At 61.5% G+C, this 7,774-nt stretch carries 9 protein-coding genes; 1 reads left to right on the plus strand and 8 read right to left on the minus strand.

Annotated elements, in window-relative coordinates:
* Positions 1-153: 153 nt before the first annotated feature.
* The 8 genes from murB to ACM6IO_RS00855 all read right to left on the minus strand — a co-directional run bounded on the left by murB (position 154) and on the right by ACM6IO_RS00855 (position 7,008).
* Positions 154-1,173, minus strand: coding sequence for a UDP-N-acetylmuramate dehydrogenase (gene murB, locus ACM6IO_RS00820; protein ID WP_414910733.1), 1,020 nt, complete (start codon positions 1,171-1,173; stop codon positions 154-156).
* On the minus strand, positions 1,170-1,640 hold the full coding sequence (locus ACM6IO_RS00825) for a low molecular weight protein-tyrosine-phosphatase (RefSeq protein WP_414910734.1): 471 nt from the start codon (positions 1,638-1,640) through the stop codon (positions 1,170-1,172). The genes murB and ACM6IO_RS00825 overlap by 4 nt, the downstream gene beginning before the upstream one ends.
* A complete protein-coding gene (kdsB, locus tag ACM6IO_RS00830) occupies positions 1,640-2,404 on the minus strand; it encodes a 3-deoxy-manno-octulosonate cytidylyltransferase (RefSeq protein ID WP_223555051.1) in 765 nt (254 codons plus the stop codon). Before kdsB ends, ACM6IO_RS00825 begins: the two co-directional genes overlap by 1 nt.
* Entirely contained in the window at positions 2,401-2,586 is a 186-nt protein-coding gene (locus ACM6IO_RS00835; RefSeq protein ID WP_007945752.1) for a Trm112 family protein, read from the minus strand. The genes kdsB and ACM6IO_RS00835 overlap by 4 nt, the downstream gene beginning before the upstream one ends.
* A 24-nt stretch (positions 2,587-2,610) precedes the next feature.
* Entirely contained in the window at positions 2,611-3,621 is a 1,011-nt protein-coding gene (gene lpxK / locus ACM6IO_RS00840) for a tetraacyldisaccharide 4'-kinase (RefSeq protein ID WP_008045104.1), read from the minus strand.
* Positions 3,621-4,052 carry an ExbD/TolR family protein gene (locus ACM6IO_RS00845; protein WP_008031559.1) on the minus strand — a complete coding sequence of 144 codons (432 nt, stop codon included), beginning with the start codon at positions 4,050-4,052 and terminating at the stop codon, positions 3,621-3,623. The genes lpxK and ACM6IO_RS00845 overlap by 1 nt, the downstream gene beginning before the upstream one ends.
* Complete coding sequence (locus ACM6IO_RS00850) at positions 4,049-4,687, minus strand: MotA/TolQ/ExbB proton channel family protein (protein WP_008045105.1); 639 nt, start codon at positions 4,685-4,687, stop codon at positions 4,049-4,051. Before ACM6IO_RS00850 ends, ACM6IO_RS00845 begins: the two co-directional genes overlap by 4 nt.
* A 98-nt stretch (positions 4,688-4,785) precedes the next feature.
* Positions 4,786-7,008 (minus strand): DNA internalization-related competence protein ComEC/Rec2, encoded by a 2,223-nt coding sequence (locus tag ACM6IO_RS00855; RefSeq protein WP_414910735.1) that lies wholly within the window; start codon positions 7,006-7,008, stop codon positions 4,786-4,788.
* Positions 7,009-7,143: 135 nt separating this feature from the next.
* Between ACM6IO_RS00855 and ACM6IO_RS00860 the strand changes: the two genes are divergently transcribed.
* Positions 7,144-7,662, plus strand: coding sequence for a DUF2062 domain-containing protein (locus ACM6IO_RS00860; RefSeq protein ID WP_414910736.1), 519 nt, complete (start codon positions 7,144-7,146; stop codon positions 7,660-7,662).
* Positions 7,663-7,774: the final 112 nt, after the last annotated feature.

Consider the following 7,774-nt stretch of genomic DNA (forward strand, 5'->3'; position numbering starts at 1 on the left):
AGGCTCTCTTATGCGGACGGAGATGTCTGCATCGGGCCCTTGATGGAGCAAATGCTTGCATCGTTAGGGGGCTAAGTTAACCCAGCATTAACAAAAAAGCCCTGCACAATCGAAGATGTGCAGGGCTTTGAGATCAGCCTTGAAAGCGTAGCCTCAATACTGATTGGGCTCCATTTCCAGATCGACATGGAAACGATCTGAAATGTCCTTTTGGATGCGCTGTGCCAGGTTCAGCAACTGCAGGCCAGTCGCGGCCCCGTAGTTGACCAGCACCAGCGCCTGCAACTTATGCACGCCTGCGTCGGCCTCGCGAAAACCTTTCCACCCTGCCCGCTCGATCAGCCAGCCCGCAGCCAGTTTCATCTGCCCGTCGGGTTGCGCGTAAGCCACCAGGTCCGGGTATTCGCCTTTGAGCCGAGTGACCAGTGCAGCCGACACCAAGGGATTTTTGAAGAAGCTGCCGGCGTTACCAAGCACCGCCGGGTCCGGAAGCTTTTCGTTGCGGATGCTGCAAATCGCCTGGCTGACGTCGGTGGCGGTCGGGTGATCGATGCCTTGCTCGGTCAGACGCTGACGCACCGGGCCGTACTCCAGATGCAAGTGCTCGGCACGGTCCAGGGCGAACCGAACCCGCAGGATCAACCAGCGCCCCGGTTCCTGTTTGAACAGGCTGTCGCGGTAAGCGAAGTTGCATTCGGCCAGCGTGAAGTCGCGCAGCTCGCCAGTCTGGCGATCCAGCGCGGTCAGGCCGGCGAACACGTCCTTGATCTCGACGCCATAGGCGCCAATGTTCTGCATCGGTGCCGCGCCGACGGTGCCGGGGATCAGGCTGAGATTTTCCAGACCCGACAACCCCTGCGCCAAGGTGTGTTGCACAAACGGATGCCAAGGCTCGCCGGCCTCGGCTTCGATGACGACCTTGCTGCCGTCGTCGCTCAGGATACGAATCCCGCGGGTGGCCATGCGCAACACCAGCGACTGGATGTCGGCGGTCAGCAGCAGGTTGCTGCCACCACCGATCACCAGCAGCGGCACGTCATGCTCCACCGCATAGGCCAGCGCCTCGCGTACGTCGGCATCGCTGTGAGCCTCGGCAAACAAGCGCGCCTGAACGTCCACGCCAAAGCTGTTGTAAGGCTTGAGCGAAACCTGTGGCTGAACCTGCAAACTCATAACCGGCCCTTCAATTCGATCACCAGTCGATCACAAGCGCTTTCGATCAAGTCGAGCACCTGCTCAAAACCTTGGTTGCCATCGTAGTAAGGGTCCGGCACTTCATCGACTGGCGACTGGTAGCGGCGCAGGAACAGGTCCAATTCGGCCTTGGACTTGCCCTTGGCAGGTTGCAGCGCCATGAGGTCACTCAGGTTGCTGTTGTCCATCGCCAGGATCAGGTCGTACGTGGAAAAATCGGCGCGGGTCACTTGCTGGGCGCGCTGCATCGACAGGTCGTAACCGCGCAGCTTGGCCGCGGCCTGGCTACGTTTGTCCGGAGCCTTGCCGACATGCCAGCCACCGGTGCCGGCGGAGGCGACTTCGACTTGATCGGCCAGCCCCGCTTCACGCAATTTGTGCCGCAGCACACCTTCGGCCGTGGGTGAACGGCAGATGTTGCCCAGGCAAACGAACAAAACCCGCATCAGGCCTCCAGCAGGCGACGAACGCGCTCGAGGTCTTCAGCCGTATCGACGCCGGTGGGCGGTGCGATCAGCGCGTCGGCGACGTGAATCCGCACGCCGTGCCACAGCGCACGCAGCTGTTCCAGGGATTCGGTGTTTTCCAGCCAGCACGGGCCCCAGCTGACGAAGTCATGCAGGAAACCGGCGCGGTAGGCATAGATGCCGATATGGCGGCGATACGGCACGCCTTCCGGCAGCACGTCGCGAGTTTTCGCGAACGCGTCCCGAGCCCATGGCAACGTCGCGCGACTGAACGTCAGCGCCAGGCCATTGAGGTCGCTGACCACCTTGACCACGTTGGGGTTGAACAGGGTTTCGACATCTTCGATCGGCTCGGCCAGCGTGGCCATGCGCGCTTCGGTGTGGGCCGCGAGGTTGGCCGCGACCTGATCGATCACGCTTGGCGGGATCAGCGGTTCGTCACCCTGCACGTTGACCACAATCGCGTCGGACGCCAGACCGAGTTTTGCAGCGACTTCAGCCAAACGGTCCGTGCCGGAATTGTGGTCTTCGCGGGTCAGCACCACGTCGGCACCAAACGCAATGCACGCCTCGACAATGCGCGCATCGTCAGTGGCAACCACCACACGCTCGGCGCTGCTTTTGCACGCTTGTTCCCAGACGTGCTGGATCATCGGCTTGCCGGCGATCAGCAGCAGCGGTTTGCCCGGCAGGCGGGTCGAGGCGTAACGCGATGGAATGACGACGGTAAAGGCTGTGGTCATTTATCCAGACGCTCGTCGGTGGTCAGCGTGCGAGCTTCGGTTTCGAGCATCACCGGGATGCCGTCGCGAATCGGGTACGCCAGGCCGGCGCCCTTGCTGATCAGCTCGGTTTTGTCGGCGCTGAGCTTGAGCGGGCCTTTGCAGACCGGGCAAGCGAGGATGTCGAGCAATTTGGTGTCCATGAGCATTCCCTGGATATAAACGGTTTAAGGCAAAAGTCGAGCCGGCAACAGGCGCATCAACTGCGTATCGAACCAGGCCACGAAGGCCGGCGATGGCGCAGCATCGACCGCCAGGTACCACCAATCGGCGGCGGCGAAGGCACGGCACTTCACCGCGTCCTTTTCGGTCATCACCAAAGGCAATGACGGTGTGAAATTCAAGGCCTGCACGCTGTACTCGGCGTGGTCGGCAAATGCATGCGGGACTGGCTGCCAGTGTAGCGTTTCGAGGGTCGTGAAGAAACGCTGCGGATTGCCGATCCCGGCCACGGCATGCAGCGCCTGGCCTGCTGGGAAGTGGTCAAGGGGACGGCGTTCGCCGCTGTGCAGGTTGACCAGTTCCGTGGGTTGCAGCTGGAAGGCAAAACCGTTGTCGCGATCATCAGTAGCGCCGTTGAACAGCACCGCGTCAACGCTTTGCAGGCGTTCGACCGGTTCGCGCAACGGTCCCGCAGGCAGGCAGCGCTGGTTGCCCAGGCCTCGGGCGGCGTCAATCAACACCAGCTCAAGGTCGCGGGCCAAACGGTAATGTTGCATGCCGTCGTCGGAGAGAATCAGGTCCAGAGGTTCGCTCGCCAGCAGCGCTTTGACCGCACTGCTGCGGTCCGGGTCGATCATCAACGGAACGCCGGTACGCTGGACGATCAGCAGCGGTTCATCGCCGGCGATGTCGGCGCTTTGATCGGCCTCGACGCGCCATGGCAGTTGCGGCGGTTTGGCGCCATAACCACGGCTGACCACGCCGACCCGCAAGCCGCTGCGCTGACAATGCTGGATCATCCACAGAATCAGCGGCGTCTTGCCGGTGCCGCCCACCGTGATGTTGCCGACGACGATCAGCGGCACCGGTGGCTGATAAATCTCGCCCTCACCCGCCAGAAAGCGTTTGCGCTTGTTCATCACCACGCGCCGGTACAGCCACTCCAGCGGCTGCAACAGCTTCAGGGCCGGATGACCCTGGTACCACGCGGCGAGCAAGCGATCGGACATGGCCATCAGGGCGCGGGCTGCGCCGCCTCGACAGTGGTCATGCGCAGGTGACTGAAGCCGAGTTTGCCGGCGGCGTCCATGGCGGTGATGACCGATTGATGCTGGGTCTTGCCGTCCGCACTGATCGACAGCGGCAGGTTGGTGTCACCGTTGGATTCTTTTTGCAACGCGTCCATGAGCGCGGTCAGATCGTTCTTCTGCAAGACCTGATTGTTCACCGAGAACACGCCTTCGGCGCTGATGGCCACGTCCAGATGTTTGACCTGCTGGTCTTCGGCAGGCGAACCGCTGACCGCTTCGGGCAGATCGACGCGCAACTGGGTTTCACGGGTGAAGGTAGTGGTCACGACGAAAAACAGCAGCAGGATAAACACCACGTCGATCAGCGACGCGAGGTTGATGTCGACCGTTTCCCGCGGTTTGCGGCGGAATTTCACGCTTTTTTGCCCTCGGTCAGGTCCACGTCACGATCACCCTGTACCACCTCGACCAGCTTGATCGCTTCCTGCTCCATGCCCACCACCAGCTCATCGATGCGGCGTTGCAGGAAACGGTGGAAAAATACCGCAGGGATACCGACCATCAGACCAGCAGCCGTGGTGATCAAGGCCTTCGAAATACCACCGGCCAACACGGCGGCATTGGTGCCCATGCCCGTCCCCATGAACGCGCTGAAAATATCGATCATGCCCAGCACGGTGCCGAGCAAACCCAGCAACGGCGCCATGGCGGCGATGGTGCCCAGCGCATTGATGTAGCGTTCGAGTTCGTGAATCACCCGCGCGGCGGCTTCTTCGATGCACTCTTTCATGATCTCGCGACCATGTCTGGAGTTGGCCAGGCCTGCCGCCAGAATCTCGCCCAATGGCGAATTGGCGCGCAATTCCTTGAGTTTTTCTTTATTGAGTTGCTTGTCCTTGATCCACACCCAGACCTGCCCGAGCAAGTGCTCCGGGGTCACACGACTGGCGCGCAGGGTCCAGAGACGCTCGGCGACGATCGCCATGGCCGCGATGGAACTCAGAATGATCGGCAGCATCATCCAGCCGCCGGATTTGACCAATTCCCACACAGTGACAGTCCCCTCGAAAAAGTGCGCCACTCTAACATAGGGGGTCGATGCACCGAAGACCGTGATGTCGCATCCGGTCGGGCTTTCATAACTCGCGGTTATTGCGTGGAACGCCAGAAACGCCGTTCTTGACGCATCGCCCACGGCGGATGGAAGCGTCCGAGGTGCAGACGGATGGCACCCTGCTCGGCGCTGTCATGGATTTCCATACCGCGCTTTTTATAACGGGCCATGACCGTGGGGTGCGGGTGACCGAACGAATTGCCGTTGCCGCGAGAGATCAGCACGGCTTTGGGTTGCAACGCAGTGAGCAACGCCATCGACGACGAGCTGCGGCTACCGTGGTGCGGCGCCTGCAACCAATCGGTGGGCACTGCGAGCGGGCTGTCGAGCAGGGCACGCTCGGCGGCGCTGTCGATATCTCCGGTCAGCAATAATCGCTCGCCATTGGCTTCGATTTGCAGCACGCAGGATTTTTGATTGCGGTCCGTGGCCGAAGGCCATTGCCAGAGCTGAAACCTCACGCCGTCCCAGGTCCATTGCTGGCCACTCTCGCAGGCATCGGCGTGCAATTCGGCAGGCAGCGCCAAGGGATCACCGCTGAGCACCAGCTTTATCGGCAAACCATTGGCAACCGCTCGCGCACCACCAGCATGATCGGCGTCGGCATGGCTGATCAACATCAGGTCGAGTTCGCTCACGCCGAGTTTGCGCAACGCTGGCAGGACCACTCGCTCGCCTAGATCGAAGTCGCCGAAGCGTGGTCCGGTGTCATACAGCAGCGTGTGATGGCGAGTCCGCACCAGAATCGCCAACCCTTGGCCGACATCCAGTTGCCAGACTTCGGCGATGCCCTCTGGCAAAAGTGGCCGTGGTGGAAAAACCAGCAACAGCAACAACGGCCAACCCAGCGGGCGCAGCGGTACACCGCGAGGCATTAACAGAAGAAACGCGCCGAGCATGCCCAGTGCCCATATCCACAATGGAATCGCCGTGGGCACCCACGCTGGCAATTGACCGGCCATCAACCCAAGGCCCTTGAACAGCCAGTCGATCAGCCCACCTGCCAGCCACAACAAGCCCTCGCCCACATACGGCAGCGGCAACAACAGGGTTCCCAGCAAGGCCGGTGGCAATACCAGCAAACTGATCCAGGGCACCGCCAGCAGATTGGCGACCGGCCCGCTGAGACTGATCGGCAATCCCAACACCAAGAGCAACGGGCCCAGTCCGATCGCGATCAGCCATTGAGCACGGGTCCAGGTTTGCCACCATCGCCACGGCCCCAAGCGACCGCCGAAGGTGAAGATCAACACCGCCACTGCGGCGAAGGACAGCCAGAAACCCGGTTGCAGGCTCGTCAGCGGATCCAGCAACAAAACAGCGTTGAGCGCCAGCAACAGCGGCCACCAGGCGCCGAGGTGACGAAATCGCAGGCGCCACAACAGCACCAGGCCGATCATCACGCAGGCCCGCCGCACCGGTACTTCGAACCCCGCCAGCAGTCCGTAACCAAGGGCGGCGGCGAATGCCAGTGCGCAGGCCCATGGCAGCCACGGCAAACGGCTCGGCCACACCCCATAACGAGCGAGCCCGGCAATCAGCAGGTAAACCACCCCCGCCAGCAAACCGATGTGCTGTCCGGAAATCACCAGCAAATGCACGGTGCCGGTGTCTTGCAGCACCTGCCAATCCTCACGACTCAGCCCGGCGCCATCCCCCAGCACCAGCGCAATCAACGCGCCGGTTCGCCCTTGGGCATCCACGGTTTGCAAACGCTGGCGGATGCTGTCGCGCCAGGCCCATCGGGCTTCCCTGAGCCGTTCACCGTCCTTGATCGTTCCGGTAGCGCCGATGCGTTGTGCCAGCAGCCAGGCGTCGTAATCGAAGGCATGAGGATTGAGCAGCCCGGCAGGACGCTTCAGCTTCACCGCGAGCCGCCAGCGCTCACCACTGTTGACCGGCGGTCCGTCATACCAGGCCAGGCGCATCCGTTGCGGCACTTTTGCCTGTCGCGACCGGGCGTCTGCCAGTTCGAAACGCACAACCCCTTCATTGCTCTGTGGCAAACCGGTCACCCGCCCTTCGACCCAACGGGTTTCGCCATCGAGATGCGCTGGCAAACGATCATCCAGCGCCCACTGCGCATTTGCGCCGGCCCAACTGATGCCGAACAGAAAAAACGCCAATGGGTACGTGCGAAACGGCAGCGCCATCAAACCCGTTACGGGCAACACCAGCCATAACCAGACCGGCGGTAATACCGGCAAAAAACGCAGGGCCAGCAGACCCAACGCCAGCGCCATCATCCCTGTGCGCATACGCCCGTCCTTGAGAGTCCCCTCCTAGGCATAGCCGGCTCGCGGCACGTGCATCGTTATTAATTGTCACAAAGTCTGAATGGGCGGCTCATAGAATCCAGACATACTTGCCGCCTTAACCGACCGAGAAGCCCTATGCCCCGGCGCTTATTCAAACGTTACATGCCAGACCCGATCAGCATCAGGGAACACAAATCCTTACGCTTTCTCGGCACGCTGTTGCATGACCCGAACCTCTGGCATCTCAACCGTCACTCGGTCGCACGGGCGATGGCGGTGGGTTTGTTTGCGGCGTTCCTGCCGATTCCGCTGCAGATGCTGGTGGCGGCGGTTCTGGCCATTGTCGTGCGCGGCAATATGCCGATTGCGGTCAGCCTGGTCTGGCTGACTAATCCGATCACCATGCCTGCGGTGTTTTTTTGTACGTACCAGACCGGGGCGTGGTTGATGGATGTCCCGGCTCGTCATCTGCCGGATGAGTTGACCTGGGAGTGGATCAGCGGCGAGCTGTCTACGCTGTGGCAGCCGTTTTTGCTGGGGTCGGTTGTGGTGGGGCTGGTGTTGGGGGGGCTCGCGTATTGTTTGGTGATGATGTATTGGCGGTGGTGGGTGAGTCGGCAGTGGGCTCGGCGCAAGAAGAAGCGGATGTTGTGAATGCGGTAGCTGGGCGGGATTTGATCTGGGGGCATATCCATTTCTGCGGTGACGGCGGCTATTGGTTTCGCCCTTACGGCGAGTCACTTGGAAGAGCCCCAAGTAACCAAGG

This window comes from Pseudomonas sp. IT-P44 (genome assembly GCF_949768225.1).
Classification (GTDB): Bacteria; Pseudomonadota; Gammaproteobacteria; order Pseudomonadales; family Pseudomonadaceae; genus Aquipseudomonas; species Aquipseudomonas migulae.